Raw genomic sequence first — 25,400 nt, 5'->3', positions numbered from 1 at the left:
CGTGCCCCCCGCCGTCCTCCCCGCGCCGCCGGTGCCGGCGCCGATGCTCGCCGTCGCCGGCGAGCTGCCCCCGCGCGGCCAGGACGCCGCGTGGGGCTACGAGTTCAAGTGGGACGGCGTCCGCGCGCTGGCCGCCGTCCGCGGGGGCCGGGTCGGGCTGTGGGCGCGCAGCGGCACTCCGCTCACCGACCGTTATCCCGAACTCAGCGAGGTACCCACGGCGCTCGGGCGCACCGACGTCGTCGTCGACGGCGAGGTGGTGGCCCTCGACCGGCTGGGCCGCCCCGACTTCGGGCTGCTGCAGAACCGGATGCACCGCACCGGCGGCGCCGAGGTCGCCCGGCTGGCCGCCGCCGCGCCGGTGACCTACCTGGTCTTCGACGTGCTGTCCCTCGACGGGCGGAGCCTCCTCGACCTGCCCTACGACCAGCGGCGGGAGCGCCTCGACGGCCTCGGCGCCGAGGGGCGGCGCTGGGTGGGCACGCCGTGGTTCCGCGGCGGCGGCGCCGACGTGCACGCCGCCAGCCGCGACAACGGGCTGGAGGGCGTCGTCGCCAAGCGGCTGGACTCGCCCTACCGGCCCGGCGTGCGGGCGCCGGAGTGGCGCAAGGTCAAGCACCTGCGCACGCAGAGCGTCGTCGTCGGCGGGTGGCGGCCGGGCAGGGGGCGGCGGGCCGGGGGAGTGGGCTCCCTGCTGGTCGGCGTCCACGACGACGACGGCCGGCTGGTCTACGCCGGGCACGTGGGCACCGGCTTCCCCGACGCGGCGCTGCGCGAGCTCGGGGCGCTGCTCACCCCGCGCCGCACCCCGCCGTTCGCCGACGCGCTGCCCCGCGAGGTCGCCCGCGACGCGCGGTGGGCCGAGCCCGAGCTGGTCGGCGAGGTCGCCTTCGCCGCGTGGACCGCCGACGGCCGGCTGCGCCACCCGGCGTGGCGCGGACTGCGGGAGGACCTCGACGTCGACGACGTCGTCGTGGAGTGGTCGCCGTAGGCCCGGCGCGGTGGGATGGGCCGGTGAGCCGCCAGCGGGTGCGCGTCGAGGGCCGGCAGCTGTCGGTGTCCAACCTCGACAAAGTCCTCTTCCCCGAGGTCTCGTTCACCAAGGCGCAGGTCATCGACTACTACGTGCGCATCGCGCCGGTGCTGCTGCCGCACCTGTCCGGCCGGCCGGTGACCTTCACCCGCTGGCCCGACGGCGTCGAGGGGCAGGCGTTCTTCGAGAAGAACAGCGCCCGGCACGCGCCGGACTGGGTGCGGAAGGTCACCGTGCCGAGCCCCGGCAGCTCCAAGGACCGCGAGGTGCTGGAGATGGTGGTCCTGGAGACCGTCGCCGACCTCGCCTGGGCGGCCAACCTGGCCGCGCTGGAGCTGCACGTGCCGCAGTGGCAGGTGGGCAGCAAGCTGCAGCCGGCCCTGCCGGACCTGCTGGTGCTCGACCTCGACCCCGGTCCGCAGGCCGGCATCGCCGAGTGCTGCGAGGTGGCCGAGCGGCTGCGGGTGCGGCTGGTCGACGACGGGCTCGACCCGGTGGTCAAGACCTCGGGCTCCAAGGGCATGCAGGTGTACGCCCCGATCCGGGTCACCGACCGCGACCACCCGTCCCGCTACGCCAAGGCGCTGGCCCAGGAGCTGTCGGCGCAGACCCCCGACCGGGTGGTCTGGCGGATGGAGAAGGTGCTGCGCCCGGGGAAGGTGCTCGTCGACTGGAGCCAGAACAACCCGGCCAAGACGACGGTGGCGCCGTACTCGCTGCGCGCCCGGCCCGACGCCCCGGTGTCCGCGCCGGTCGGGTGGGACGAGGTGGACGCCGTGCGGGACGGCGCCGACCCCGGGGAGCTGCGGTTCCGCACCGAGGAGGTGCTGGCGCGGGTGGAGGAGTACGGCGACCTGTTCGACGTCGCCGCCCGCACCCGCGCCCGGCTGCCCTCCCTCTGAGGGAGGAGACCGCGGCGGCGCCGCGGCCGGCCTCTGCCACCATGGCTGACCGTGTCCGCCGCGCCCGTCGCCCATGCCGTGAACACCGCCGACACCGGCCGGCTGGTGGTGCGCTGCCCCGACCGCCCGGGCATCGTCGCGGTGCTCTCCCGGCTGCTCGCCGACGTCGGGGCGAACATCACCGAGTCCCAGCAGCACTCCTCGGACCCGACGGGCGGGGTGTTCACGCTGCGGCTGGAGTTCGTGCTGCCCGGCCTGTCGGAGCGGCGCACCCAGCTCGAGGGGGCGCTGGAGCTCCTGGCCCAGCAGTGGCAGCTCACCTGGCGGCTCACCGAGGCCTCGTACCGGCCGCGGGTCGCGGTGTTCGTGTCCCGGACCGACCACGTGCTGCAGGAGCTGCTCTACCGGGTGCGCGCCGGTGACCTGCGCGCCGACATCGTCGCCGTCGTCTCCAACCACCCCGACCTCGAGCCGGTGGCGGCCGCGGCCGGGGTGCCCTTCCACCACGTGCCGGTGACGCCGGAGACCAAGGCGCAGGCCGAGGCCCGGGCGCTGGAGATCGTCGGCGACGTCGACCTGGTGGTGCTCGCCCGGTACATGCAGATCGTGTCGGCCGACTTCTGCAGCCGGTTCCCGGAGCGACTGATCAACATCCACCACAGCTTCCTGCCGGCGTTCGTCGGCGCGAACCCCTACCGGGCCGCCCACGACCGCGGGGTGAAGCTGATCGGGGCGACCGCGCACTACGTGACCCCGGACCTCGACGCCGGCCCGATCATCGAGCAGGAGGTGGCCCGCGTCGACCACCGCGCCACCGTCGAGGACATGCGCCGGGTGGGCCGCTACGTCGAGCGGCAGGTGCTCGCCCAGGCGGTGACCTGGCACGTGGAGGACCGCGTGATCGTCGAGGGCGACCGCACCATCGTCTTCGCCTAGGAGGACCCCTCTGCCCCCCACGCCTCGCTCCGCTCGGCGCGGGCCCCTGCAGAGGGGCCGTTCCAGCACGTCACCCCAGGACGGCCGGGCGCCACCCGCGCAGGGAGCTGACGACGGCGAGGGCCTCGGCGCGGCGCAGGTCCTCCGGGGTGAGGTCGCGCTCGCGCAGCCGGCCCTCCTCGAGCAGGCGGCCGCGGGCCACACCGGGCAGGCAGCCCGCCGACAGCGGCGGGGTCCACCACACCCCGTCCAGCCGCACGGCGAGGCTGGCGATCGTGGTCTCGGTGACGGCGCCGGCGGAGGTGACGAGCACGACGTCGTCGGCGTCCGGGTGGCGGGCGGCGGCCGCGGTGTAGACGTCGCGGCGGGTGGTCTTGTGCCGCAGCCACCCCGACGCCGGGTCGACCGGCTCGTCGTCGACCGCCAGCCGCACCGGCCCGGCCGCCGGCGGCGGCAGCGGGTGCGCCTCCACGTCGAGCCGCCCGTCGCGGTGCAGCACCAGGCGCAGCCGCGCCGGCGCGCCCTCGGGGACGGCGGCCGCCAGCCGGCGCCGGGCCTCCGCCTCGGGGAAGGCGAAGCCGAGCTCGGCGGCGGAGGCGGCCAGCCGCGCGAGGTGCCGGTCGAGGTCGCGGATCCGGCCGTCGGCCCCCGCCGCCATCGTCTCCAGCAGCCCGAACGGGCCCGGCTCGACGATCGCGGCCTTGGCCAGCAGCTCGGCGTGCTCGGCCGCCGGGTCGGAGGACCAGGTGATGCCGCCGCCGGTGCCGTACTCGGCGGTGCCGGTCGCGCGGTCCACGGTCACCGTCCGGATCGCCACGCTGAACACCGCCCGGTCGCCGGCTCCCGGCGGGGCGACCCAGCCGATCGCGCCGCAGTAGACCCCGCGCGGGCCGTCCTCGAGCGCGGCGACGAGCTCCATCGACCGCCGCTTGGGTGCGCCGGTGACCGAGCCGGAGGGGAACAGCGCCCGGACGACGTCGACCAGCCCGGTGCGCGGGCCGGTGCGCGCGGTGACGTCGGACGTCAGCTGCCACACCGTCCCGTACCGCTCGGCGGTGAACAGCGCCGGGACGGCGACGCTGCCGACCTCGGCCACCCGGCCCAGGTCGTTGCGCAGCAGGTCGACGATCATCAGGTTCTCGGCGCGCTCCTTGTCGCTGGCCAGCAGCCGCGCGCGGGCCGCGGCGTCCTCGCCGGGCGTGGCGCCGCGGCGTGCCGTCCCCTTCATCGGCCGGGTGAGCAGCTCGTCCCCGGTCCAGCGGAAGAACAGCTCCGGGCTGGCGGAGAGGACGGCGTGCCGGCCGAGGTCGAGGAGGGCGGCGTGCGACCCGGCCTGGGCGCAGGCGAGGTCGGCGTAGAGCCGCTCGAGGTCGCCGGACACCGGCGCGCGCATCCGCACGGTCAGGTTGAGCTGGTAGGTGTCGCCGGCGGCGATGTGCCCCCGCACCGCCTCGACGGCGGCGCGGTGACCGGCCTCGGTCCAGCCGCGGGCCCACGGGCCGACCGTGTACCCGCGGCCGCCGGCGGGGGTGACGACGGGCACCTCCCGCGGCCGGTCGGCCAGCCCGAAGACGGCCAGCGGCAGCGGGTCGCCGTCGGGCCGGGCGGCGACGGTCAGGCCGGGGTCGAGCCCGGTCGCGGCCTCGTAGGCGAGGTAGCCGAAGGCCCAGCAGCCGGCGGCGGTGGCGCGGTCGACCTCGGCGAGCACCGGGACGACGTCGGCCGGGGTGGTGGCGACCAGCACCCGGGAGGCCCCGGGGAAGGACCGCGCCGTGCCGCCGGCGACGTCGTCGAAGCGCCCCTGCAGCCTCACTCGCCCCGGTGGCGGTCCTGCTCGGCGAGGAACCGCTCGAACTCCGCGCCGAGCTCCTCGCCGCTGGGCACCTCGCCGACGCTGCCGAGCAGGTCGCTGCTGGCGCGGGCGGCGGTGAACTGGTCGTACTGCTGCTCCAGCGCGGCGACGACGGCGGTGTTGTCGGCCGAGCGGGCGATCTGCTCGTCGACGTCGGTGCGGTGCTGCTGGGCCGCCTCGCGCAGCGTCTCGGTAGGCAGCAGCAGGCCGGTCAGCCGGCCCAGGTGCTCGAGCAGGGTCAGCGTCGCCGCCGGGTAGGTGGCCTGGGCCAGGTAGTGCGGCACGTGCGCGGCCACGCCGAGCGCGTCGACGCCGGCCTCGCCCAGCCGCAGCTCCAGCAGGGCCGGGACGCTGCCCGGGACCACCAGGTCGCCCCAGTACACGGGGTAGGACTCGATGAGCACGCGGCGGGTGGCGTGCGCGGTGACCGTCACCGGCCGGGTGTGCGGCACCGGCATGGGGATGGCCTGCAGCGCCACCACCGAGGTGACGCCGAGCTCCTCGACCAGCCCGGCGACCGCCGCGACGAAGCCCTCCCACCGGTAGTCCGGCTCGGGCCCGTGCAGCAGCAGGAACGGCTCGCCGGAGTCGTCCTCCAGCGCGGAGACCACGATCTCCGGGGCGGTGTAGGACTGGTAGCGGTCGCCGGCGAAGGACATCCGCGGCCGGCGCGCGCGGTAGTCGACCAGCAGGTCGGCGTCGAAGCGCGCCACCGGCCGGTGCGGCAGGCTGGCCAGCAGGTGCGCGGCGGCGGACTCGGCGGCGTCGGCGGCGTCGAAGTCGCCGGTGAGGGCGTGCACCAGCACCAACCCGCGCCGGTCCTCCGGCGCCGCCACCGCGGCCTCCGCGGTGCGGAACGGCTCGGCCTCGGGGAGCAGCTCGACGAGCTCCTCCGGTCGCTGCGCCACGGCGGCACCTCCTGCTGGTCGACGTCCGCAGGGGTCAGCGCCGGCGGGTGCGGCGGCATTCCCGCCCGGTCAGCGGGCGGCCGTCCCGGGGGCCGGGTCGCGGGTGAGGACGGCGCCGTCGTCGTCCCCGGCGACCTGGGTCTGCGTGCCGTCGCCGGCCACCTCCGGGTGCCGGCCGTCCATGACGTCGCGGACGTACCGGTACACGACGGCGATGAGAGCGGCCACCGGCACCCCGAGGAAGGCGCCGATGATCCCGGCCAGGCTGCCGCCGGCGGTGACGGCGAGGATGACCACCGCGGCGTGCAGGTTGAACCCGCGGCCCTGGATGATCGGCTGCAGCACGTTGCCCTCGATCTGCTGCACCAGCAGCACGATCCCGAAGACGATGATCGCCACGGTGAGGCCCTCGTCGACCAGGGCGATCAGCACCGCGAAGGCGCCGGCCACGAAGGCACCGATGATCGGGATGAAGGCGCCGAAGAAGGTCAGCACCGCCAGCGGGATCACCAGCGGGACGTCGAGGATCCACAGGCCGAGGCCGATGAAGAAGGCGTCGATGAACCCGACGAGCGCCTGCTGCTTGATGAACTCCGACAGCGTGCTCCAGGTCTTCTGCGACAGCGCGGCCACGTGCGGGGCGGCGCGCGGGCCGGTCTGCGCGGCCAGCCACGGCACGAAGCGCGGGCCGTCCTTGACGAAGAAGAACGCCAGCACGAGGGCGAGCACCAGGTTGATCAGGCCGTTGCCGACGGCGGAGGCGCCGGTGGCGGCGTAGCCGGCGATGTTCGACGCGTTGGACTGCACCGAGTTGATCGCCTGGTCGACGTACCGGCCGAGCTGGTCCTCGTCGATGTCGAGCGGGGGTCCCTGCAGCCACTGCTGGATCTGCTGCAGGCCGCTGGTGAACTGGTCGGCGAGGTCGGTGACCTGGTCGGCGACCTGCGGGGCGATGACGGCGATCAGTCCGGCGATCAGGCCGAGGAACACCAGCAGCACGACCGCCGCGGCCAGCGCGGGGGGCCAGCGGTGCCGGCGCAGGAAGCGGGTGGGGGGCCACAGCACGGTGGCGAACAGCAGGCCGAGGACGATCGGCAGCAGGATCACCCACAGCCGGCCCAGCACCCAGAAGAGGACGACCACCGCGCCGCTGATGAGCAGCAGCTGCGCCGCGGCGATGGCCAGGGTGCTCATCGCCGACACGGCGCGCTGGCCGCGCTGCCAGGTGGGCGCCGGGGCGGCGGTGGCCTGGTGGTCGGCGGCCCGGGGGTCGCCCTGCCCGCCCTCGCCGGACAGCGACGGCGCGGGCCCGGGACCCTGCTCCCGGCCGGCCCGGGCCCCCGACGCGGACGCCGACGTGGACGCCGACGTGGACGCGGCCGACGCCCCGCCCGGCGCGTCACCGGCCCCGGGGGCGGCGCCACCGGAGGGCGCGTCCGGGCGTCCGGGCAGGCGGAACCTCATGACGTGATCGCACCACAGTTCCGCGGTCCCCACCGCCGGAACGCGGTCGGCGTCCCGGGTCGGCAGCGGCGCGCCCGGGTAGGGAGTCGACCCGGGGAACCGCCCCGGCAACGTCCGAAGGGGAAGCCATGCCCGAGGTCCCGCAGCCGGTCACCGACAACAGCATCAAGGTCCGGCAGCTGTCGCACTACCAGTTCAGCTGGGTCGCCGGGGAGCCCGGCAAGCCGGGGACGTACACGCTGCAGCTCGTCCTCGACCAGGGTGCCTGGGAGGAGGTCCTGACCCTCGACCCGGACGACGCCGACAACCTGCAGGACCTGCTCGTCGACAACGACACGGTGCACTACGACGTCGACCGCCGGGTGCTCATGTTCGGGGTCAAGAAGGCCGGGGGCTGACCGCCTCCCGACCGCCCGCCCGAGGGCGCGGCCCCGGCGCGGCTAGCGTCGGGGCCGTGCCCAGGACCGCCACCGCCGACCGTGTCGACCGCGCCGCGCTGCTCGACTTCCTCCGCCCGCGCCACCGCGCGGTGCTGCTGACCCGCCGCCGCGAGGGCGGGGCGCAGCTGTCCCCGGTGACGTACGGCGTCGACGCCGAGGGCCGGGTCGTCGTCTCCACCTACCCGCAGCGGGCGAAGGTGCGCAACGCCCGCCGCGACCCCGCCGTCTCGCTGTGCGCGCTCTCCGACGACTTCGACGGACCCTGGGTGCAGGTGGACGGGCGCGCGGAGGTGCTCGACCTGCCCGCGGCCCTGGAGCCGCTGGTCGAGTACTTCCGCTCCATCAGCGGTGAGCACCCCGACTGGGAGGAGTACCGCGCGGCGATGCTCCGGCAGGGCAAGTGCCTGCTGCGGATCACCGTCGACGCGTGGGGGCCGGTGGCCACCGGCGGCTTCCCCCCGGAGCTCGCGCAGGACTGAGCGGCACGCCGGGGCAAGCCCAGGAGCTTGCCCCGGCCCGCGGGGACGACGACGCTCCGTCGCGTGTCCCTGGCCGTCGCGTGCGCCGCGCTGACCGCGGCCGCCCCCGGGCCGCCGGCGGTCCTCGGGCCGGACGCGCGCCCGCTGGGGGAGGGCTGGACCGCCGCGGCCGCCGACGCCCCCGCCGCCGTCGACGCCGTCGTCGGGCTGGTCCGCGCGGGCGGCTGGCGGATCGGGGTGGCCGCCACCCGCGGGCACGACGGCGTGGTCGACGGCGGGCTCCTCGTCCTCGCCGCCCGGCGCGCGCTCGAGGCCGCCTCCCGCCGGCCGGCCCGGCTGGCCGTGCGCGGCAGCGACGCCGAGGCGGCGGCCGACGCGCAGGCGGTGCTCACCGCGCTCGCCGTGCTGCTCGGCCGGCGCAGCCCCGCGGCGTGGGCCGCGGCCGACCTGGTCGCCGCCGGAGCCACCCGGGCCGCGGCCGCCGCGGCGCTCGGCGTCTCCCGCCAGGCGGTGGCCCAGCGGCTGGCCGCCGGCGGCTTCGACCTCGAGCACGAGCTGCGCCCGGCCGCCGCGCGGCTGCTCGCCCGCGCCGCGTCGTGAGCGCCCGGCCGGGGGACACCGCCGCGCGCGCCGCACCGCGGGTCGGCGAGGATGGACCGTCCGGAAGTCCCCACGAGGAGGTCGCCGTGCCCGAGCAGCCCCAGCGCAACGCCGAGCTCCTCGGCGTCTACCTCAACGACCACCTGGCCGCGGCCACCGGCGGCATCGAGCTGGTCGGCCGCATGAGCGGGGTGCACCGCGGCAGCCGCTGGCAGCAGCCGCTGGAGGAGCTGCGGGGCCAGCTGCTCGAGGAGCGCGCCGCGCTGCTGCGGGTCGCGGCGGCCCTCGGCGTCCCGGTGCGGCAGTACAAGCAGGTGGGCGTGTGGGTGGCGGAGAAGGTGTCCCGCGCCAAGCTCAACGGCCGGCTGCTGTCCCGCTCGCCGCTGTCGGACCTCGTCGAGTTCGAGTTCCTCGCCTCGGCGGTGCGCGCCAAGCGCAGCGGGTTCGAGACGCTGCGGATCGTCAGCGAGGTCGACCGGCGCCTCGACCGCGGCGAGCTCGACCGCCTCATCGACCAGGCCCACCGCCAGTACGAGTGGCTCACCGACGCCCGCCGCGAGGTGGCCGCGGAGGTGTTCGGCGGCCGGCCCGAGGCCGCCGTGCCCAGCGACGTCGACTGACCCCGCGCGGCCACCGGCCGCCCCTGGTAGCAACGACGGCATGTGCCACGACCCGGCCGCCCGCCCGCCCGCACCGCCGCGCAGCACGGCGGTCGGCGACACCGGGCTGACCACGCTCACCGCCGCCGACGGCACCCGGTTCTCCGCCGCCTGGGCGCTGCCGGCCGACGTCGCCGCGGCCGGCGCCGGCGTCGTCGTCCTCCCGGACGTCCGGGGCCTGCACCCCTACTACGTCGCGCTCGCCGGGCGGTTCGCCGAGGCCGGGGTGCCCGCCGTCGCGACGGACTGGTTCGGGCGGACCGCCGGGGTCGCCGGGGGCGGCACCCGCGACGCCGGCTTCGACTGGCAGGCCCACGTGCCGCGGACGACGCCGGCGGGGGTCGACGCCGACCTCACCGCGGCGATCGACGAGCTGCGCCGCCGCACCCGCCCCGGCCTGCCGGTGGTCACCGTCGGGTTCTGCTTCGGCGGCAGCCACTCCTGGCGGCAGGCCGGCGGCGACCTCGACGTCGCCGCCTGCGTGGGCTTCTACGGCCGGCCGGCGCTGGTCGGGGAGGCCGCGTCGCGCGCCTCCCGCCCGACGCTGATGGTCATCGCCGGTGCCGACGCCGCCACCCCCGTCGAGGACCAGCTCGCCCTCGCCGGGCGGATGCGGGCGGCCGGTGCCGACGTCGAGACCGCCGTCTACGACGGGGCGCCGCACTCGTTCTTCGACCGGGCCGCCACCGAGTGGGCGGAGGCCTGCCAGGACGCCTGGCGCCGGGTCCTCGCGATGACCGACCGGGTGGGTGCCGCCGCGTCCGGCTGAGCGGCGCGGCGGCCGCGACACCCGGCGGCACCCGCCCCGGCGCCCGGTGTGTGCCGTGACACCCTGGGCACCCGCGAGGGCGCCGGACGGGGAGGGGGACCGCATGGCCACGCAGCAGCACGCACCCGGCCCGGGCGCGGAGCGGTCGCCGACCGGGAGCACGCGGCTGCCGCCGGTCGACGAGGAGGACGTCGTCGCGGCCGCGCTCGACGGCGCCGACCGGCCCGCCGACCCGGCCGCCGGTGAGGCGGACCCCCTCCCCGCGCCCGCTGCCGCCCCGGCCGAGCCCGGTGGGCTGCCCCGCTGGCTGGTGCTGCTCGTCGGCGCCGCGGCCGCCACCATCGCTGTCGCCGGCGTCCGCGAGATCGCCTGGCTGGTCGCGCCGGTGCTCCTGGCGCTGGTCGTCGTCGTCGCGCTCATGCCGGTGCAGCGCTGGCTGCTGCGCCACCGGGTGCCGCGCTGGGCCGCCGCCTCGGTCCTGCTGCTGCTCGTGTGGGGCGTGCTGCTGGGGTTCGGGTCGCTGCTGGTGGTGGCGATCGCCCAGCTCGCCGTCCTGCTGCCCGACTACGCCCCGCAGTTCGCCGAGCTCCTCGACGACGCGGTGCGGCGGCTCGACGAGGCCGGCCTGTCCTCCACGCAGATCGAGGGCCTGGTCGACCGGATCGACTACGGGCAGCTCGTCGGCCTGGCCACCGGCCTGCTCGCCCGTGTCACCGACACCGCCAGCACGCTGGTGCTGCTGCTGTCGGCGATGGTCTTCCTCGCCATCGAGTCCGGCGGGTTCGGCCGGCGGCTCGCGCTGGTCGCCGAGGAGCGGCCGCACCTGCCCATCGCGCTGGGCCTGTTCGCCCGCGGCACCCGCTCCTACCTGCTGGTCAGCACGGTGTTCGGGGCGATCGTCGCGGTCGGCGACGGGATCGCGCTGGCGATCCTCGACGTGCCGCTGCCGGTGCTGTGGGGCCTGCTGTCGTTCATCACCAACTACGTGCCCAACATCGGGTTCGTGCTCGGCGTCATCCCGCCGGCGCTGCTCGGGCTGCTCGACGGCGGGTGGACCGAGTTCTGGGTGGTCATCGGGGTCTACTCGCTGCTGAACTTCGTCGTCCAGACGCTGATCCAGCCCCGCTTCGTCGGGGACTCGGTCGGCCTGTCGATGACCGTCACCTTCCTCGCCCTGCTGTTCTGGGGCTGGGTGCTGGGGGCGCTCGGGGCGCTGCTGGCCATCCCGCTCACCCTGCTGGTCAAGGCGCTGCTGGTCGACGTGGACCCGCGCGGGCACTGGCTCGACGCGCTGCTGCGCGAGGAGCCACGGGCCGCGCGCACCAGCCGCGCCCGGCAGCGCGCGCAGACCCGGCGGGCCGCGCTGGCCTCGGTCCGCACCCTGCACCCGCACTGGCCCGGACGGCGCGGACACCCCGACTGACCTGCGCGTTCGAGGAATGTCAGGGGTCCGCGGGACGTTGTCCACACGTCGGGTGCAGGACCCGGCGAGACCCCTGAGGAGGACCCTGTGAAGGGTGATCGTGTCGAGGTCGTCATCGACGCCGGTGGCGCTACCCGCACCTACGAGATCGAGGCCACCCGGGCCGGGCGCCGGGTCGACGTGACCCACGGCCGCGGCCTGGTGGAGGTCACCGAGACCACCCGCGGCGGCACGCCCGTGCGCACCGCGCGGTTCATGTCCGGGCGGGTGCTCGCCCTCGTCGAGCACCCCGCGGCCCGGCCCGGCCTCGACGACGACGAGCCGGTGACGCCGCTGCGGCGATCGGCCTGACCGCCGGCCAGGAGCTCGTCGTGATGGTGGGCCTGCAGGGCGCGGGCAAGTCCACCCACGTGCGCGAGCACCTGGCGGCGACGCACGCGGTGGTCAGCAAGGACCACTGGCCGCGGGCGCGCCGCCGCGAGGCCCGGCAGCAGCGGGTGGTCGCCGAGCTGCTCGCCGCCGGGCGCAGCGTGGTCGTCGACAACACCAACGCCTCACCGGCCGAGCGGGCGGCGCTCGTGGCCGCGGCCCGCGCCGCCGGCGTCCCGGTGCGCGCCGTCTGGCTGGACACCCCGCCGGACACCTGCCTGGCCCGCAACGACGCCCGCGAGGGGCGGGCCCGGGTCCCCCTCGTCGGGGTGCACGCCACGCTGGCCCGGCTGCTGCCGCCGTCGGCGGCGGAGGGCTTCGACCGGGTCGACGTCGTCCGGACCGGCGGGTCCCGCCCCGCCGGCTGAGGCACGCCGCGCGCCGGCGCGCGGAGCGGTGCGGTGCGGTAGACCTTGCAGGCCGTCCGCCCCGTCGTCCGTCCCCGGAGGTCCCGCCCGTGCTGGCCAGCATCGGTTACGCCGTCGCCTACACCGCCGTCGGCCTCGTGCTGCTGGCCCTGGGCTACCTCGCCCTCGACCTGCTGACCCCCGGTCACCTGGGCCGCCGCATCTACCACGAGCGGTCGGTGAGCGCGGCGATCGTGCTCTCGGCCGGCTTCCTCGCCCAGGGCGCGATCATCTTCACCACCATCTGGACCAACGCCACCGCCGGCTTCGGGCAGGCGCTGCTCTACACCGTCGTCTTCGGGGTGCTGGGCGTGCTGCTGCAGGCGGTGGCGTTCGTGGCCCTCGACCTGCTCACGCCCGGGAAGATGGGCCACCTCGTCACCGAGGTCGGCTTCCACCCCGCCAGCCTGGTGAGCGCCGCCGCGCAGCTGTCGGTCGCCGCGATCGTCGTCGCCTCGATCTGGCCCTGATCCCGGGCTCGATCCCGGCCCGGCGGGGCCTCCGGAGGATCGCCGCGGGCCCGACGTAACGTGTCCGGCGCAGCGTGGGCTACTCGCCGGTACTCCCCGTCGGGTGGCCCCCACACGGACGGCCGGCACCGACGCCGCGCCCACCAGCGAGAGGAACAGCGATGAGCGAGGCAACCCCCCGCGTGGCCATCGTGACCGGCGCCGCGCGCGGCATCGGCGCGGCCACCGCCAAGCGGCTGGCCGCCGACGGCTTCGCCGTGGCCGTGGTCGACCTCGACGAGGCCGCCACCAAGGACACCGTGCAGGAGATCGAGGGCGCCGGCGGGCGCGCGCTGGGCGTCGGGGCCGACGTCAGCGACGCCGAGCAGGTGCAGGCCGCCGTCGACCGGATCGCCGCCGAGCTCGGTGCGCCGGTCGTGCTGGTCAACAACGCCGGCGTCACCCGCGACAACATGCTGTTCAAGATGACCGAGGTCGACTGGGACGTCGTCATGAACGTGCACCTGCGGGGCTCGTTCCTCATGACCCGCGCCTGCCAGAAGCACATGGTCGAGGCCGGGTGGGGCCGCGTGGTCAACCTGTCGTCGACCTCGGCGCTGGGCAACCGCGGCCAGGCCAACTACTCGGCGGCCAAGGCCGGCCTGCAGGGCTTCACCAAGACCCTCGCCATCGAGCTGGGCAAGTTCGGCGTCACCGCCAACGCCATCGCCCCGGGCTTCATCCAGACCGAGATGACCAGGGCCACCGCCGAGCGCATGGGCATCCCCTTCGACGACTTCGTCAAGGGCGCGGCCTCGCAGATCCCGGTCGCGCGGGTGGGCCAGCCCGAGGACATCGCGCACCTGGTGTCGTTCTTCGTCAGCGAGGGCGCCGGCTTCGTCTCCGGCCAGGTCGTCTACGCCGCCGGCGGCCCGAAGGCCTGACGACCGTTCCAGCACGTCGCCGGGCCCGGCCGGGATCGCTCCCAGCCGGGCCCCGGCGCGTTCCGGGCGGCCGGTGGCGGGGGTCACCGCCGGGAGGCGGGCCCGCCGGGCAGAGCGCCCCGTCGGCCGGCGTTGTCCCTGGTGTGACCGCTCCGCTCCGCCTCGTCGTCCTCGGTGACTCCATCGCGTACGGCACCGGTGCCGCCCGGGTCGAGGACGGCCTCGGCCCGCGACTGGCGCAGGTGCTGCGCGACGACGGCATCGCCACCGACCTCACCGTGCTCGCCGTCCCGGGCGCGGTCTCCCGGGACCTCGCCGCCCAGGTCCGCCGGGCCGCGCCGCTGGGCGCCGACCTCGCCGTCGTGGTGATCGGCGCGAACGACCTCGCCCGCTTCCTGCCGGCCGAGGCGGCGGCCGCCGCGCTCGGCGCCGCCGTGGCCGACCTGCGCGCCGGGGGCACCGCCGTCGTCGTGGTGCCGGCGCCGGACATGTCCAGCGTGCCGTTCGTGCCGCCGGCGCTCCGGCCGGCGGTGCGGGCCGCGTGCGCGGGGCTGCAGCAGCGCCAGGCCGCGGTCGCGCGGGCGCACGGCGCCGTCGTCGCGCCGGTGGCCGAAGAGGTCGGCCGCGCCTTCACCGCCGACCCGGCGCTGTTCTCCGCCGACCGGTTCCACCCGTCCTCGGCCGGCTACGCCCGCATCGCCGCCGCGCTGGCGCCGACCGTCCTCGGCGCGGCCCGCGACCGGCTCACCCGCCGCGCCGCCTAGCCTCACCTCTCGCGGGAGGCCTCCGCGGTCGCGCGGCGCAGGCCCTCGAGGTCGAGGTCGGGGCCGTACCCGGGGGTGCCGGGCTCGATCCGCCAGCTCTCGGACAGCGGGCCGAGGTCGAGGACGTCGAACCCGAGCCCGTCGATGAGCGAGGTCGCCGTCTCCTTCGCCGCGGCGTCGTCCCCGGCGATCGCGACCGCGCGCCGGTGCGGGGTGCCGGGCGGCGTCCGCCGGGCGGTGACGTGCGCGGCGAGGACGTGGTTGAAGGCCTTGACCACCCGCGAGGTGGGCAGGTGCCGCTGCAGCAGCTCCGAGGAGGTCGTCGACCCGTCGTCCAGCTCGGCGACCTGCCCGTCGCGCTGCGGGTAGTAGTTGTTCGTGTCGAGCACGACCTTGCCGGCCAGCGGCTCGACGGGGATGTCCCCGATCGCCTTGAGCGGCACGGTCACCACCACCAGGTCGCCGGCGGCCCCGGCCTCGGCGGCGGTCGCCGCGCGCACCGACCCCGTCCGCGACGGGCGGGCGGTGATGGCCTCGACCAGGTCGGTGAGCGTCTCGGGACCGCGGGAGTTGGCCAGCACGACGTCGTGGCCGGCGTCGGTGGCCGCCTGGGCGAGCGCCGTGCCGATGTGGCCGGCGCCGATGATGCCGATGGTCGTCATGCCCGGCGCCAACACCGGGGCCGCTCGCCCATTCCCGACGCGGCATAGGAAGCCATCCCCACGTTCCGGCGGCGGGAACGTGCGGATGGCTTCCTATGCCTGGTCGACTTCCCCGTCCAGGGCGTCGGCGAGCAGCTCGGCGAGGTGGCGGCCGCGCCGGCCGGCCAGCTGGTCGAGCTGGGTGCGGCAGGAGAACCCGTCGGCCAGGACGACGGCGTCGGGACCGGCGGCGCGGACGGCGGGCAGCAGCTGCTGCTCGGCGATCGCCACCGACACGTCGTGGTGGCCGCGCTCGACGCCCCAGTTGCCGGCCAGCCCGCAGCACCCGCCCAGCCGGGTCACCGTCGCGCCGGCGCGGCGCAGCAGCCGCTCGTCGGCCGCCCACCCCATGACGGCGTGGTGGTGGCAGTGCGGCTGGGCGACCACCTCGACGCCGGCCAGCGACGGCGGCGCCCACCCCTCGGTGGCGGTCAGCAGCTCGGCCAGCGTCCGGGTGGCCGCGGCGACCCGCGCCGCGGCCGGGTCGTCGACCAGCTCGACGGCGTCGCTGCGCAGCGCCGCGGTGCAGGAGGGCTCCACGCCGACGATCGGGATGCCGGCGTCGGCCAGCGGCGCCAGCCGCCGCACCGTGTCGCCGAGCACCCGCTTCGCGGTGTCGAGCTGACCCGTGGTGGTCCAGGTCAGCCCGCAGCAGGTGTCGTCGCCGGGCACCTGGACCGCGTAGCCGGCGGACTCCAGCACCCGGACCGCGGCGTGCGCGGCCTCCGGCGCGAAGTGGTCGGTGAACGAGTCCACCCACAGCGCCACCGGTGCGCCGCCGCCCGGACGGGGCGTGAACCGCTGCCGGAACGTGCGCGGCGCGAAGGCCGGCAGGTCGCGCCGCTGGTCGACGCCGGCGCCCCACTTCGCCAGCCGGCCGCCGAGCCGGTTGCGCAGCACCGCGTTGACCACCCGCGGCGCCCGCGCGGCCAGGTCCGACCACATCGGCAGCCGGCCGAGCGTGTAGTGCGACAGCGGCCGGACCCGCCGCCGGTAGCTCTGGTGCAGCACCTCGGACTTGTAGCTCGCCATGTCCACGCCGGTCGGGCAGTCGCGCGAGCAGCCCTTGCACGACAGGCACAGGTCCAGCGCGGCGTGCACCTCCGGCGAGCGCCAGTCCCGCACCGGGCCGCCGGGCGCGAGCATCTCCTGCAGCACCCGGGCGCGGCCGCGGGTGCTGTCCTTCTCCTCCCGGGTCGCCGGCCACGACGGGCACATGACGCCGACCCCGGACGGCTCGGCCCGGCACTTGCCGACGCCGGTGCACCGGTGGACGGCGTTGGAGAGGTCACCGCCGTCGTGCCGGTAGGCCAGCGCCAGACCCTCGCGCAGCCGGGGGGCGGCGGCCACCCGGACGTCGTCGTCGAGCCGTGCCGGGCGCACCAGCACGCCGGGGTTGAGCACGTCGTCGGGGTCGAACAGGCCCTTGACGCGGGCGAAGAGGTCGAGCGCGGCGGGGGAGTACATGGTGCCGAGCAGCTCGCTGCGGGCGCGGCCGTCGCCGTGCTCACCGGAGACCGACCCGCCGTAGCGGGCGACCAGCCGCGCGGCGTCCTCGACGAAGGCGCGGTAGGCCGCCCGGCCGCGGTCGGGCTCCCGGCCGAAGGGGAAGTCGATGCGCACGTGCACGCAGCCGTCGCCGAAGTGCCCGTAGGGCACCCCCTGCAGCCCGTGCCCGTCCAGCAGCGTCTCGAACTCGCGCAGGTACGCGCCCAGCGAGGTCACCGGGACCGCGGCGTCCTCCCAGCCGGCGTGCGCGGGCCGCCCGTCGGAGGTGCGCGCGGCCAGGCCGGCGCCGTCCTCCCGGATCCGCCAGATCGCCGCGGCGTGCGCGACGTCGGTGACCACCAGGGAGTCCACCGCGCCGGCGTCGGCGACGACGGCGGCACCCTTCGCCTGCACCTCCGCGACGGTGTCGCCGGTCAGCTCCACGATCAGCCAGCCCGCGCCGCGGGGCAGGTCGGGGACGACGGCGGCCGGCACGTCGCGCAGCCGCTGCACGATCCGCTCGTCGAGGCCCTCCACCGCCGTCGGGCCGTGCCGCAGCAGGCCGGGGGTGGCGTCGGCGGCGTCGGCCATCGAGGGGTAGCCGAGCACCACCAGGCCGCGGTGCGGGGCGTCGGCGACCAGCCGCACGGTGGCCCCGAGGACGACGGCGAGCGTGCCCTCGCTGCCCACCAGGGCACGGGCGGCGTCGAAGCCGTGCTCGGGCAGCAGGTGCTCCAGCGAGTAGCCCGACACCTGGCGGCCGAAGCGGCCGAGCTCGGTGCGGATGGTCGCGAGCTCGGCGGCGACCAGGGCGCGCAGCTCGTCCAGCCCGGCCGGCTCGGCGCCGGACACGAGCTGCAGCCGCCGGCCGGTCCCGGTGACGACGTCGAGGCCGACCACGTTGTCCGACGTGCGGCCGTAGCCCAGCGCGCGCGAGCCGCAGGCGTTGTTGCCGATCATCCCGCCGATCGTGCAGCGGTTGGCGGTGCTCGGGTCGGGCCCGAAGCGCAGCCCGTGCGGACGGGCGGCGACCTGCAGCGCGGCCTGCACCACGCCGGGGTCGACGACCGCCGTGCGCGCCTCGGCGTCGATCGCGCGCACCCGGGTCAGGTGCCGGCTGGTGTCGACGACGACGCCGGTGCCCACCGCGTTGCCGGCGATGGAGGTGCCCGCCCCGCGCATCGTCAGCGGGACGCCGAGCTCCCGGCACACCTGCAGCGCGGCGACCACCTCGTCGGCGTCGCGCGGGCGGACGACGGCGCGGGGCAGCACCCGGTACAGCGACCCGTCGGAGGAGTACAGCGCGCGGGCGAGGCCGGAGTCGTCGACGTCGCCGATGCCCGTCCGTCGCAGGGCCTCGGTGATCTCGGTGGTGGCGGCGTCGACGGCGGTCACCGGACCAGTGTCCCCGGTGCCTCCCGCGGGTGGGGGAGGCACCGGGGACGGGGCTCACTCCTGGGTCGGCGGCTCGTCCTGCCCCGACTCCTCGGCCTCGTCGGCCTCCTCCTTGGTGTGGTGCACCGCGCCGTCGGCGTGCTCCGGCGGGCCGTAGACCGTGTACAGGATCAGCGGGTTCTCGCCGGTGTTGACGAAGTTGTGCTTGGTCCCGGCCGGGACGACGACCAGGTCGCCCTGCGCCACCTTCTTGGTCGCGCCCCCGACCTTCGCCTCACCGACGCCGCTGACGAAGGTCAGGATCTGGTCGATGTCCTCGTGGACCTCCTCGCCGATCTCCCCACCCGGCGGGATGGTCATGACGACGAGCTGGGTGTTCTTCCCCGTCCACAGCACCCGGCGGAAGTCCGGGCTCTCCTCGGCGACGGTCGCGATCGTGAAGTGGATGACGGACGCCATCGGCGCGCTCCTCCCTGCTCCTGCGGCACCCGGGCGGTGCCCTCCGGCGGTGCTCCTGCCCGCGCCCCGCGCAGACCATGCGCGACCGGTGCGCCCGGCGGCGGTCACCTGCTACCGTGGCTCCTCGTCGGTTCGGAAATCCAACTGACGACGTCGATCCCCTGGGGGCACGCGTGTCCAGCTCGGTCCGGTCCCGCCCACCCGCCGCCGACGCCGCGGCCCCGCTGCAGTCGCGGACGCTGGCCGTCGTCGCGACCAGCACGCTGGTGGTCCTCGCCGCCTTCGTCACCCCGCTGGCCACCTCGGTCGCCACGGCCCGCGAGCTCGGCACCGGCCCGGGCGGGCAGGCCTGGCTGCTCTCGGCGATGAGCGTCGGCCTGGCCGCGGCGCTGCTGGTCACCGGCGCGGCCGCGGACTCCCTCGGCCGGAGGCGGGTGTTCACCGCCGGGCTGGTCCTGCTGGCCGTCGGCGCGGCGGTGTCCGGAGCGGCCCCGGGCACCGGTGTCTTCGTCGCCGGGCGGCTGGTCGAGGGGGTGGGCGGCGCGGCGGTGCTGGCCTGCTCTCTGGGTCTGGTCGCACAGGTCTTCCCGCTGGGCCCGGCGCGGGCGCGGGCCGCCGCGGTGTGGGGCGCGGCGATCGGGGCGGGGACCGGCGTGGGCGGGCTGGCCGCCGTCGTCCTCGACGGTGACACCGGCTGGCGCGCCACCCACGTCGCCACCGCCGTCGTCGCGGTGCTGCTCGCCGTCGCGGCGCGGCTGCTGCTGCCGGGGTCCGCGCCCGGGCGCCGGCCGCGGGTCGACGTCGCCGGGCCGGTGCTGCTGGTCGCCGCGGTCACCTGCCTGCTGGTCGGCCTGGTCGCCCCCCGCTCCGGCGCGGGCGCGGCGACGACGGCGGCGCTGCTGGTCGGCGGCGTGCTGCTGGGCGCCGCGTTCGTCCTCGCCGAATCGCGGGTCGCCGCGCCGATGGTCGACCTCGCGCTCTTCCGCGTCCGCGGCTTCGACGCCGCCCTGGTCGGCGCGCTGGTCACCGGTGCGGCCACCGTCGGACTGCTGTCCTTCCTCGCCACCGTGCTGCAGCGCGCGCTGGGGGAGAGCCTGCTGGCCACCACGGTCCTGGTCCTGGTCTGGTCGGGGGTGGCCACGGTGACCTCGGTCGGGCTGCGCTGGGTCCCCGGCGTCGACGGGCGGCTGCTGCTGGCCACCGGCCTCGGGGTGTCGGCGGCCGGGCTGGCCGCGCTGGCGGTCCTCGACGCCGGCGGGTCGGGCCTGCGGCTGCTGCCCGGGCTGGTCGTCCTCGGCGTCGGCTACGGGGCGGTCAACGCCGCGCTCGGCCAGGAGGCGGTGGCGCACGTGCCGCCGGAGCGGGCCGGGATGGGCAGCGGCGCCAACAACACCGCGCGCTACCTCGGCGCCGCGGTCGGGGTCACCCTCGTCGTGCTGCTGGTCACCGCCGGGACCCCGGCGGGCACCGCGGCCGGCCTGGTCGCCGGCTGGGACACCGCCGCCCTGGCCGCGGCGGGTCTCAGCGCCGCCGGGGCGCTGGCGGTGCTGGCACTGCGACCGGCGCGCCGCTGACCGTCGCGGCCGCCACCTCCGCCTCGGCCAGGGGGTCGGCGACCGCGACGGGCGCGGCGGACAGCCGCGCCAGGCCGACGGCGACCAGCAGCGCACCCGTGCCGGCCGCGGTGGCCGCCACCGCCAGCACCGACAGCAGACCGGTGGCGGCGAGCGCCCCGACGACGGCGGTCTCCAGCGCCACCGTGCCCCACACGGCCACCGCGGCGACCCGGTCGGCGGCGGCGATGCCGTTGTAGAGCAGCAGCTGGGCCAGCGCCAGGGCGGTGCCCGACGCGGCGAAGACCCAGGTCCACCCGCCCAGGTGGGCGCCGTAGGCGGCCCCGCCGACCAGCGGCAGCGACGCGGCGCCCAGCGCGGCGGTGGCCAGGGTCAGCACCCCGCCGACCGCGGCGACCACCACCAGCGCCGAGGACAGCGCCCGCCGCCGGCCCGCCGCGTCGGCCAGCCGGGGCAGCACCACCACCCCGACGCCCTGCGGCAGCCAGTAGGCGACCTTGGCGAAGACCGCCCCGACCGCGTACTCCCCGGCCAGTGCGGCCGGCAGGTGGTGGCGGGCCAGCAGCAGGTCGAGGTTGACCAGCAGCACCAGCCCGAGCAGCGCGCCCGAGGCCCGCAGCGCCGAGCGGGCCGGGCCGCGCAGGCCGCGGGACACCCCCGGCCGGCCGCAGCCGGCCCACGACACCAGCGCGCCCAGTGTGCAGCCGGCCGCCATGCCGGCCAGCGCCGCGGCCGGGGTGCCGCCGGCGAGCAGGCCGGTGACCGCGCCCCCGGCCTTGAGCAGCCCGAACGCGCCGACGACGACCGCGAGCCGGCCGTAGCGGCCGGTGCCCTGCAGGATCCCGTCGTAGGCGCCGACGAGCGTGTGCGGCACCAGCACCGCGACCATCCACAGCGCCGGCGCCGGGTCGGGCAGCCGCAGCAGCGCGGCCACCGGCACGACCGCGGCCAGCCCGGCCAGCCCGGCCGCGCCCGCGGCGAGCAGCGCGGTGGCGTGCAGCCGGCGGGCGGCCCGGCCGGGCGGGCCGGCCCGGCGCTCGCCCAGGTGCAGGGCGGCGGCGGTCTGCAGCCCGGTGGCCGGCACGACGCCGACCAGCAGCACGCCGAGCAGCGCGGCGAGCTCGCCGTAGGAGGCCGGGGTGAGCAGCCGCGCGGCCAGCACCGTGACGACGTAGGACAGCGTGCTGACACCCAGCAGCGCGCCGGACAGCACGGCGGCCGGTACCGCCCGCACGGCGCGCGCGGCTCCCCCCTCCGGGTGCGGCGTGCGGGGGACGGTCACGCCGCCGCCCTACCCTGCGGGAGCCCCGGTGCGGGGACCGGCGGAAGGGAAGGGGACGCGTGACGGGTTCGCCCGACGGCTCGCTGGAGTCCTCCGTCGCGCCCGACCGCTCCCCGTGGCCGGCCCGCGGACTCGCGCTCGGCGTCGCCGTGCTGGTCACCGCGCCGGCGCTGGCGCCCGGGCACGTGAACCTCGTCGACATGGTCTCGGTGCCGCGGCAGGACCTCGACCTCGACGCCCTGGCGCTGGGTGGCTCGCTGCCGCGGGCGGTGCCGGTCGACGGCGCGCTGGCGCTGGTCACCGCCGTCGTCCCGGGCGACCTGGTGCAGAAGGCGGTGCTGCTGCTCGTCGTCGCCGCCGCGGTGCTCGGCGCGGCGCGGCTGGTGCCCCCGGACGCCGACGGGCGCCGCGGCGTGGCCGGCGCGGTCGCCGGGCTGGTCTACGGCTGGAGCCCCTACCTGGCCGAGCGGCTGCTCATCGGCCACTGGGCGCTGCTGGCCGGCTGGGCCGCGCTGCCCTGGATCGTGCGCGCGGGCCTGCGGCTGCGCGCCGGGGAGCCCCGGGCGTGGCCGCGGCTGGTGCTCGCCGTCGCGCCGGCGGCGCTCACCCCCACCGGGAGCCTGCTCGCCGCCGGGGCGGTGCTGGCCGGCACCGGCCTGCGGCGCGCCCCCGCCGGCCTGGCCGCGGTCGCGCTGCTGTCGGCGCCGTGGGTGGTCGCCGGGCTGCTCAGCCCCGCCGCCGCCACCTCCGACCCCGCGGGTGTGGCCGCCTTCGCCGCGCGCGGGGAGAACTGGTCGGGCGCGGTCGGGGCGGTGCTCGGCACCGGTGGGGTCTGGAACGCCGCCGCCGTCCCGAGCAGCCGGGCCTCGGCGCTGGTCCCGCTGGTCACCGCGCTGCTGCTCGCCCTCGCCGTCGCCGGCTGGGCCGGGCGCGGCGTGCGGTCCGGCGCCGGCACGCGACTGCTCCTCCTCGGCGCCGCGGGCCTGCTGCTCGCCGTCGCCGGGGCGCTGCCGGGCACCGCGGCGCTGCTGGAGGCGGCCGTCTCCGGCGTCCCCGGCGCGGGCCTGCTGCGCGACGGGCAGAAGTGGGCCGCCTGGTGGGCGCTGCCGCTCGCCGTCGGTGCCGGCCTCGGCGCCCGCCGCGCGGTCGTGGCCGCCGGCGCCGTGCTGCCCCGCGCGGCCGCCGGCGCGGTGGCCGGGCTGGCGCTGCTGCTGCCGCTGGTCGCCGTCCCCGACCTCGCCTGGGGCGTCGGGGGCCGGCTGCAGCCGGCCGCCTGGCCGGGGGAGTGGCAGACCGTCCGCGACGTGCTGGCCGACGGCGACGCGCCCGGCGACGTGCTGGTCCTGCCCGCGGGCACATACCGGGCCTTCGCCTGGAACGGCGGCCGCACGCAGCTGGACCCGGCCGCCCGCTGGCTGACCCGGCCGGTCGTCGGCGACGACACGCTGGTCGTCGACGGCGTGGCCGTCCGCGGCGAGGACCGCCGCGCGGCGGAGGTGCTCGCCGCCGCCGGCGACCCCGCGCGGCTGGCCCGGCTCGGCGTGGGCTGGGTGCTGGTCGAGCGCGGCACCCCCGGCCCGCCGGTGCCCGCGGCGGTGACCGCCCTGCCGCCATTCGTCGACGGCGCGCAGCTGCGGCTGTACCGGGTGCCCGGCGCGGAGCCGGGGCCCCGGCCGGGTGCGCTGCGCACCGCGGCGGTGCTCGTGGCTCACGGGACCGCGCTGGGGACCGTGGGGGGCGCCGCGTTGTGGATCACGGTCGCGGCGTCTATGGTCCCGCTCCGTCGCCGTCCCCCGGAGAATCGAGTCGCCGCGTGAAGACCCTCCTGGCCGTCCTGCTGTCCCTCGGCGCCGGTGCCGGCGTCGGTGCCGCCGCCGTCGCGGGCGTCACCGCCGTGGTCGACCCCGACACCTCCGCGGTCGAGCAGAGCGACCAGCAGCCGATCGACGTCCTCGACTACGGCACCCGCGGCTGACCCGGTGCCGGCGTCCGCCCGCGCGGACGCCAGCACCGCGCCCCACCCCCGCACGCTCGAGTCCCAGTCCAGCCCGGCGGCGTGCCGCGCCGCGGCCGCGCCCATCGCCGTCCGCTCGGCCGCGTCGCCCAGCAGCCGCTCCACCGCCGCGGTCAGGCCGTCGAGGTCGTCGGCCAGCAGCCCCGTGCGGCCGTCGCGCACCGACTCGTTGAGCCCGCCGGCCGATCGGTAGCCCACCGTCGGCGTCCGGTGCGCGCCGGCCTCGGTGACCACCAGCCCCCAGCCCTCCTTGACCGAGGGGCACAGGTGCACCCACGCCCGCGCCAGCTGCGCGTGCTTGGCCACCTCGTCGAGGAAGCCGTGGAACTCCACCCGGTCGGCGACGCCGAGGCGCGCGGCCTCGGCGCGCAGCCGCTCCTCCCACCAGCCCTCGCCCACGACCGCCAGCCGCAGGTCCGGCCGGCGCCCGCCCAGCCGGGCGAGCACCTCCAGCGCGTGCTCGACCCGCTTGTGCGGCACCAGCCGGCCCAGCACCACCAGCCGCGGGGTGGCCGAGCGGGACACCGTCACCGGCGGGGCCGGCTCGACGCCGTTGGGGACCACGCTCACCCGGGCGGGGGACACCCCGAGACCGGCGAGCTCGGTGCGGGTGGCCTCGGACACCGTCACGTACCGGGAGCGCCGGTAGACCCACGGGGCCAGCCGCGACTCCAGCCACCACCCGAGCGCGCCGCCGAGCCGGCCGAACACGATCGGCCACTGCTCGCGGTGCACGTGGTGGACCAGCACCACCACCGGCGCGCGGCGGACCAGCGGGCTGCAGAACGGCAGCCCGTTCTGCACGTCGACCACCAGCCGCGGACGGCGGCGCGCCACGTGCAGCAGCGCCCGCGGGTACACGCCCAGCCGCCCGCCGCGCCGGACCACCCGCACCCCGCGCAGCACCTCCTCGCGCGGCGCCCGCTCGTGCGCGGCGCAGAACAGCTCCACGTCCAGCCCGGCGGCCGCCAGGCCCTCCGCCACGCGGTGCACGTACCGTTCGGACCCGCCGCCCTCCGGGTGGCGCTCGTCGCGCCAGTTGACGAAGAGGACGTCGGCCGGCGGTCGTCGGCGGCGGGAGACGCGGATCACCCGCGGCACGATACAGACGCGTACCAGCCATTCCACCCGCCCGAACGGACGACAGAGGGAGCCCGCACGGAATGGACCGGACCGCCACTCTCGAACGGTCGGTGCGCCTCTTCCGCGCATTCCTCGTCGAGCAGACCGACCCCGACAGCTTCTACGGCGCGCTCGCCGAGGACTCGGTCGCGCAGCTGTCGCGGTGGGCCGACCTCGACGGCGCCACGGTCCTCGACGTCGGTGGCGGCCCCGGCTACTTCGCCCGCGCCTTCCGCGCGGCGGGGGCGGCCTACGTGGGGCTCGAGCCCGACGCCGGTGAGATGGCCGCGCGGGGAGAGCCGGAGCCGGGCACCCTGCGGGGCAGCGGGGAGGCGCTGCCGGTCCGCAGCGGCGCCGTCGACGTCTGCTACTCCTCCAACGTGCTCGAGCACGTCGCCCGGCCGTGGGTGATGGCCGACGAGATGGTGCGGGTGACCCGCCCCGGCGGCACGGTGCTGCTGTCGTTCACGCCGTGGTTGTCCCCCTGGGGTGGCCACGAGACCGCGCCCTGGCACTACCTCGGCGGCGCACGGGCCCGCCGCCGCTACCGCCGGCGCACCGGCCACGAGCCGAAGAACCGCTACGGGGAGTCGCTGTTCGCCGTCTCGGCCGGGGCGGCGGTGCGGTGGGCGCGGCGCTGCCCCGACGCCGAGCTGCTCGCCGTCCTCCCGCGCTACCACCCGTGGTGGGCCGCGTGGGTGGCCCGCGTCCCGGGGCTGCGCGAGGTCGCGTCGTGGAACGTCGTCCTCGTGCTGCGCCGCCGTTCCCCCTGAGGGGTGGTAACGGCGCTTACCGGCGCGACCGACGGGGCGGTAACGACCCGTACCACCCCCGAACGGGGGACCGGTACCGGCCGGAACCGGCCCGGGTTGGCCTGTGGCCTACCCGACAGTAATGTGACGCCGCC

The 25,400-nt window shown here is 77.3% G+C and carries 25 protein-coding genes; 17 read left to right on the top strand and 8 right to left on the bottom strand.

Features of this window, described 5'->3' with window-relative positions; translation table 11 throughout:
* Position 1 precedes the first annotated feature (1 nt).
* Genes ligD (ACI8AD_RS12295) through purU form a run of 3 tightly spaced genes read left to right on the top strand, consistent with a single transcriptional unit; the run spans position 2 to position 2,871 of the window.
* Entirely contained in the window at positions 2-991 is a 990-nt protein-coding gene (gene ligD / locus ACI8AD_RS12295; RefSeq protein WP_456870806.1) for a non-homologous end-joining DNA ligase, read from the top strand.
* 23 nt (positions 992-1,014) lie between these two features.
* Positions 1,015-1,935 carry a non-homologous end-joining DNA ligase gene (gene ligD / locus ACI8AD_RS12290; RefSeq protein WP_456870805.1) on the top strand — a complete coding sequence of 307 codons (921 nt, stop codon included), beginning with the start codon at positions 1,015-1,017 and terminating at the stop codon, positions 1,933-1,935.
* Between the two features lie 51 nt (positions 1,936-1,986).
* Entirely contained in the window at positions 1,987-2,871 is an 885-nt protein-coding gene (purU, locus tag ACI8AD_RS12285) for a formyltetrahydrofolate deformylase (protein WP_456870804.1), read from the top strand.
* A 70-nt stretch (positions 2,872-2,941) separates the two neighbouring features.
* Here the strand turns inward: purU and pabB are convergent, their stop codons facing one another.
* The 3 genes from pabB to ACI8AD_RS12270 form a co-directional block, all read right to left on the bottom strand.
* A complete protein-coding gene (gene pabB, locus ACI8AD_RS12280; protein ID WP_456870803.1) occupies positions 2,942-4,684 on the bottom strand; it encodes an aminodeoxychorismate synthase component I in 1,743 nt (580 codons plus the stop codon).
* Positions 4,681-5,631 carry a proteasome assembly chaperone family protein gene (locus ACI8AD_RS12275; RefSeq protein WP_456870802.1) on the bottom strand — a complete coding sequence of 317 codons (951 nt, stop codon included), beginning with the start codon at positions 5,629-5,631 and terminating at the stop codon, positions 4,681-4,683. The genes pabB and ACI8AD_RS12275 overlap by 4 nt, the downstream gene beginning before the upstream one ends.
* 69 nt (positions 5,632-5,700) lie before the next feature.
* The gene (locus ACI8AD_RS12270; RefSeq protein ID WP_456870801.1) at positions 5,701-7,095 is read right to left on the bottom strand and encodes an AI-2E family transporter; all 1,395 of its coding nucleotides are present in this window, start codon (positions 7,093-7,095) and stop codon (positions 5,701-5,703) included.
* Between the two features lie 128 nt (positions 7,096-7,223).
* On the opposite strand from ACI8AD_RS12270, the gene ACI8AD_RS12265 reads away from it, so the two are divergent.
* The 11 genes from ACI8AD_RS12265 to ACI8AD_RS12215 all read left to right on the top strand — a co-directional run bounded on the left by ACI8AD_RS12265 (position 7,224) and on the right by ACI8AD_RS12215 (position 14,458).
* Positions 7,224-7,493: a hypothetical protein gene (locus tag ACI8AD_RS12265; RefSeq protein ID WP_089405592.1), complete on the top strand. Its 270-nt coding sequence runs from the start codon at positions 7,224-7,226 to the stop codon at positions 7,491-7,493.
* A gap of 56 nt (positions 7,494-7,549) precedes the next feature.
* Entirely contained in the window at positions 7,550-8,014 is a 465-nt protein-coding gene (locus ACI8AD_RS12260) for a PPOX class F420-dependent oxidoreductase (RefSeq protein ID WP_456870800.1), read from the top strand.
* Positions 8,015-8,077: 63 nt separating this feature from the next.
* A complete protein-coding gene (locus ACI8AD_RS12255) occupies positions 8,078-8,614 on the top strand; it encodes a hypothetical protein (RefSeq protein ID WP_456870799.1) in 537 nt (178 codons plus the stop codon).
* Between the two features lie 86 nt (positions 8,615-8,700).
* Positions 8,701-9,234, top strand: coding sequence for a hypothetical protein (locus ACI8AD_RS12250; RefSeq protein ID WP_456870798.1), 534 nt, complete (start codon positions 8,701-8,703; stop codon positions 9,232-9,234).
* A gap of 40 nt (positions 9,235-9,274) precedes the next feature.
* Positions 9,275-10,042 carry a dienelactone hydrolase family protein gene (locus ACI8AD_RS12245; RefSeq protein ID WP_456870797.1) on the top strand — a complete coding sequence of 256 codons (768 nt, stop codon included), beginning with the start codon at positions 9,275-9,277 and terminating at the stop codon, positions 10,040-10,042.
* 103 nt (positions 10,043-10,145) lie between these two features.
* Complete coding sequence (locus ACI8AD_RS12240; protein WP_456870796.1) at positions 10,146-11,465, top strand: AI-2E family transporter; 1,320 nt, start codon at positions 10,146-10,148, stop codon at positions 11,463-11,465.
* Positions 11,466-11,552: 87 nt separating this feature from the next.
* The gene (locus ACI8AD_RS12235; protein WP_089405586.1) at positions 11,553-11,816 is read left to right on the top strand and encodes a hypothetical protein; all 264 of its coding nucleotides are present in this window, start codon (positions 11,553-11,555) and stop codon (positions 11,814-11,816) included.
* Between the two features lie 23 nt (positions 11,817-11,839).
* Positions 11,840-12,262, top strand: coding sequence for an AAA family ATPase (locus ACI8AD_RS12230; protein ID WP_456870832.1), 423 nt, complete (start codon positions 11,840-11,842; stop codon positions 12,260-12,262).
* 89 nt (positions 12,263-12,351) lie between these two features.
* Positions 12,352-12,771, top strand: a complete 420-nt coding sequence (locus ACI8AD_RS12225) for a DUF350 domain-containing protein (RefSeq protein WP_089405585.1) — start codon at positions 12,352-12,354, stop codon at positions 12,769-12,771.
* Between the two features lie 161 nt (positions 12,772-12,932).
* The gene (gene fabG / locus ACI8AD_RS12220) at positions 12,933-13,694 is read left to right on the top strand and encodes a 3-oxoacyl-ACP reductase FabG (protein WP_456870795.1); all 762 of its coding nucleotides are present in this window, start codon (positions 12,933-12,935) and stop codon (positions 13,692-13,694) included.
* Between the two features lie 143 nt (positions 13,695-13,837).
* The gene (locus ACI8AD_RS12215; protein ID WP_456870794.1) at positions 13,838-14,458 is read left to right on the top strand and encodes a GDSL-type esterase/lipase family protein; all 621 of its coding nucleotides are present in this window, start codon (positions 13,838-13,840) and stop codon (positions 14,456-14,458) included.
* Positions 14,459-14,460: 2 nt separating this feature from the next.
* On the opposite strand, the gene ACI8AD_RS12210 is transcribed toward ACI8AD_RS12215, so the two are convergent.
* From ACI8AD_RS12210 to ACI8AD_RS12200, 3 genes are all read right to left on the bottom strand, one after another.
* Positions 14,461-15,120: an NADPH-dependent F420 reductase gene (locus ACI8AD_RS12210; RefSeq protein ID WP_456870793.1), complete on the bottom strand. Its 660-nt coding sequence runs from the start codon at positions 15,118-15,120 to the stop codon at positions 14,461-14,463.
* Between the two features lie 93 nt (positions 15,121-15,213).
* Positions 15,214-18,042 (bottom strand): FAD-binding and (Fe-S)-binding domain-containing protein, encoded by a 2,829-nt coding sequence (locus ACI8AD_RS12205; RefSeq protein WP_456870792.1) that lies wholly within the window; start codon positions 18,040-18,042, stop codon positions 15,214-15,216.
* A gap of 54 nt (positions 18,043-18,096) precedes the next feature.
* Positions 18,097-18,501 (bottom strand): cupin domain-containing protein, encoded by a 405-nt coding sequence (locus tag ACI8AD_RS12200; RefSeq protein WP_456870791.1) that lies wholly within the window; start codon positions 18,499-18,501, stop codon positions 18,097-18,099.
* A gap of 173 nt (positions 18,502-18,674) precedes the next feature.
* On the opposite strand from ACI8AD_RS12200, the gene ACI8AD_RS12195 reads away from it, so the two are divergent.
* The gene (locus tag ACI8AD_RS12195) at positions 18,675-20,075 is read left to right on the top strand and encodes an MFS transporter (RefSeq protein WP_456870790.1); all 1,401 of its coding nucleotides are present in this window, start codon (positions 18,675-18,677) and stop codon (positions 20,073-20,075) included.
* Here ACI8AD_RS12195 and ACI8AD_RS12190 read toward each other — a convergent pair.
* Positions 20,023-21,357, bottom strand: a complete 1,335-nt coding sequence (locus ACI8AD_RS12190; RefSeq protein WP_456870789.1) for a hypothetical protein — start codon at positions 21,355-21,357, stop codon at positions 20,023-20,025. The genes ACI8AD_RS12195 and ACI8AD_RS12190 overlap by 53 nt on opposite strands.
* A gap of 59 nt (positions 21,358-21,416) precedes the next feature.
* On the opposite strand from ACI8AD_RS12190, the gene ACI8AD_RS12185 reads away from it, so the two are divergent.
* Positions 21,417-23,174, top strand: a complete 1,758-nt coding sequence (locus ACI8AD_RS12185) for a hypothetical protein (RefSeq protein WP_456870788.1) — start codon at positions 21,417-21,419, stop codon at positions 23,172-23,174.
* Here the strand turns inward: ACI8AD_RS12185 and ACI8AD_RS12180 are convergent.
* A complete protein-coding gene (locus ACI8AD_RS12180; RefSeq protein ID WP_456870787.1) occupies positions 23,066-24,463 on the bottom strand; it encodes a glycosyltransferase family 4 protein in 1,398 nt (465 codons plus the stop codon). The two genes, ACI8AD_RS12185 and ACI8AD_RS12180, sit on opposite strands and share 109 nt — an antisense overlap.
* Before the next feature lie 101 nt (positions 24,464-24,564).
* Between ACI8AD_RS12180 and ACI8AD_RS12175 the strand changes: the two genes are divergently transcribed.
* Positions 24,565-25,266, top strand: a complete 702-nt coding sequence (locus tag ACI8AD_RS12175) for a class I SAM-dependent methyltransferase (protein WP_456870786.1) — start codon at positions 24,565-24,567, stop codon at positions 25,264-25,266.
* The last annotated feature ends 134 nt before the right edge of the window (positions 25,267-25,400 follow it).

The organism is Geodermatophilus sp. SYSU D00766 (assembly GCF_054049915.1).
This window is presented reverse-complemented; position numbering and strand designations above follow the sequence as displayed.

Bases quoted from the DNA above. Each gene is read 5' to 3' on its own strand.
- ACI8AD_RS12270 (WP_456870801.1), bottom strand. From the start codon at position 7,095: ATGAGGTTCCGCCTGCCCGGACGCCCGGACGCGCCCTCCGGTGGCGCC.
- ACI8AD_RS12265 (WP_089405592.1), top strand. From the start codon at position 7,224: ATGCCCGAGGTCCCGCAGCCGGTCACCGACAACAGCATCAAGGTCCGG.
- ACI8AD_RS12245 (WP_456870797.1), top strand. From the start codon at position 9,275: ATGTGCCACGACCCGGCCGCCCGCCCGCCCGCACCGCCGCGCAGCACG.
- ACI8AD_RS12240 (WP_456870796.1), top strand. From the start codon at position 10,146: ATGGCCACGCAGCAGCACGCACCCGGCCCGGGCGCGGAGCGGTCGCCG.
- ACI8AD_RS12230 (WP_456870832.1), top strand. From the start codon at position 11,840: ATGGTGGGCCTGCAGGGCGCGGGCAAGTCCACCCACGTGCGCGAGCAC.
- fabG (WP_456870795.1), top strand. From the start codon at position 12,933: ATGAGCGAGGCAACCCCCCGCGTGGCCATCGTGACCGGCGCCGCGCGC.
- ACI8AD_RS12210 (WP_456870793.1), bottom strand. From the start codon at position 15,120: ATGACGACCATCGGCATCATCGGCGCCGGCCACATCGGCACGGCGCTC.
- ACI8AD_RS12200 (WP_456870791.1), bottom strand. From the start codon at position 18,501: ATGGCGTCCGTCATCCACTTCACGATCGCGACCGTCGCCGAGGAGAGC.